At 69.6% G+C, this 2,544-nt stretch carries 1 protein-coding gene; it reads left to right on the top strand.

Features of this window, described 5'->3' with window-relative positions; translation table 11 throughout:
• Positions 1-2,544: beta-ketoacyl synthase N-terminal-like domain-containing protein (locus ABZ348_RS34610; protein ID WP_358939976.1), on the top strand; the 2,544-nt coding region annotated here is incomplete at both ends.

The following is a 2,544-nucleotide window of genomic DNA, read 5'->3' as shown; positions in this document are numbered from 1 at the left end:
CCAACACCTCCGCCACACCGTCAACTACCACCACGCCACCCAAACCCTCCACACCAACGGCACCACCCTCTACCTCGAACTCGGACCCGACGCCGTACTCACCGGGATGGCGCGTCAGTCGCTCCCTCCGGGGGAACGGGCCCTGTTCGCCACCCTGCGACGGGGACGCCCGGAGGCGGCGAGCCTGCTGGCTGCGGTGGCGGGAGCCCATGCCCATGGCGTGGAGGTGGACTGGTCCGAGATCTTCGCCGCGCGGGGTGGTCGAACGGTCCCACTGCCCACCTATGCCTTCCAGCGCGAACGCCACTGGTTGGACACCCCGTCCGCTGCGACGGCAGTGCCCCCGAAGGCATCGGCCCCGGCTCCGGACCTGTCTGCCGCCGCGACGACGGTTGCCACCTCACCCGATCCCGACGCACCGGTCGATCGACCGGCGTCGGTCGAGCTCTCCCTGGACGAGCTGATCGACCTGGTGCAGAGCCAGGCCGCCTTCGTACTGGGGCATATGACGGCGGATACCGTCGATACCCGTAGGAGCTTCAAGGATCTGGGCTTCGATTCGCTGTCGGGGGTCGATCTGCGGGACCGGCTCCAGTCCACCACCGGTCTCTCCCTGCCCGCGGCCCTGATCTACCACCACCCCACGCCCGAGGCGGTCGCCCTGCTCTTGAAGGATCGTTCCTCCCGGCGTGGGAGCACCTCCGCACCACCCGGTCGTACGGCTCGACTCACCCCTGACCCCACCGACGATCCGATCGTGATCGTGGGCATGGCCTGCCGCTATCCGGGTGGGGTGACCTCGCCAGGCGAACTGTGGGAGGTGGTCGCATCGGGCACCGATGCCGTCGGGCCCTTCCCCACGGATCGCGGCTGGGACCTGGACGCGCTCTACGATCCCGACCCGGAGCGGCCGGGCACGACCTACGCCCGCGCGGGCGGTTTCCTCGCCGATGCCACCGACTTCGACGCGGAGTTCTTCGGGATCAGCCCGCGCGAGGCCGCCGCCATGGACCCGCAGCAGCGGCTGCTGTTGGAGACCGCCTGGGAGACGTTCGAACGCGCGGGCATCGACCCCGACACCCTGCGGGGATCGACTGCGGGCGTGTTCATCGGTGCCACGGGCATGGAGTACGGTCCGCGCCTCCATGAAGCGGCGGCGGGCTACGACGGATACCTGCTGACGGGAAGCACGACCAGTGTCGTCTCAGGCCGGCTCGCCTACACCTTCGGTCTTGAGGGGCCGGCGGTCACGGTGGACACCGCCTGCTCATCGTCCCTGGTCGCCCTGCATCTGGCGGTACAGGCCCTCCGTCAGGGCGAGTGCGCGTTGGCGTTGGCGGGCGGGGTGACGGTGATGCCGCATCCCGGCATGTTCGTGGAGTTCAGCCGGCAGCGGGGTCTTGCCCCCGATGGACGCTGCAAGCCGTTCGCCGCAGCCGCCGACGGCACGGCGTGGGCCGAGGGGGCGGGGCTGCTCCTGGTGGAACGGCTTTCGGACGCCGAGCGCAACGGCCACCAGGTCCTCGCCATCGTCCGCGGCACCGCCGTCAACCAGGACGGTGCCAGCAACGGACTCACCGCGCCCAACGGACCCTCCCAAGAACGCGTCATCCACCAGGCACTCGCCAATGCGCAGCTCACGGCCCAGGACATCGACGCCGTCGAAGCGCACGGCACCGGCACCAGGCTCGGCGACCCCATCGAGGCCGATGCCCTGATCGCCACCTATGGACAGGGCCGTCCCGCGAACCGTCCCCTCTACCTCGGCTCGCTGAAGTCGAACATCGGCCATGCCCAGGCCGCGGCCGGAGTGGGCGGCGCGATCAAGATGGTGGAGGCGATGCGTCACGGCGTGCTGCCGCGCACGCTCCACATCGACGAGCCGTCCCCGCACGTCGACTGGTCCGCCGGGACCGTCGAGCTCCTCACCGAAGCACGTGAGTGGAGCGAGCACGACGGCACCCGCCGAGCTGCGGTGTCCTCCTTCGGCATCAGCGGCACCAACGCCCACATCATCCTGGAGCAGGCACCCGGGACGCGTCAGGTCATCGAGGTACGGGAGCCCGCCCCCCGCGGTCCGGTGCTGTTGCCGCTGTCCGCCCGCTCCGACGAGGCATTGCGGGAACAGGCCGAAAGGCTGCACCGGTACCTGGAGGACACCCCCGACTCCTTGCCCCTGGTCGATGTCGCCGGCGCACTGACGCGCGGAAGAGCGGCGCACGTCCACCGTGCCGTCATCGTGGCGGACGACCGTACGGAAGCACGTGCCGCACTGCGCGCCGTCGTTGCGGGGCTGGAGCATCCGGGTGTGGTGCGGGGGAAGGCATCGACACCACCGAAGATCGCCTTCCTCTTCACCGGTCAGGGCAGCCAACGAGCCAACATGGGCCGGGAACTCTACAACACCTACCCCGCCTACGCCCACGCCTTCGACCAAGCCTGCGCAGCACTCGACCCCCACCTCGACCAACCCCTCCACACCATCATCTTCAACCCCGACCCCACCCAACTCAACCAAACCCAATACACCCAACCCGCCCTCTT

It is taken from the genome of Streptomyces sp. NPDC005963 (genome assembly GCF_040638655.1).
GTDB lineage: Bacteria > Actinomycetota > Actinomycetes > Streptomycetales > Streptomycetaceae > Streptomyces.
Note: the sequence above shows the minus strand (reverse complement) of the source record. Positions and strands in the feature narration are given on the sequence as shown.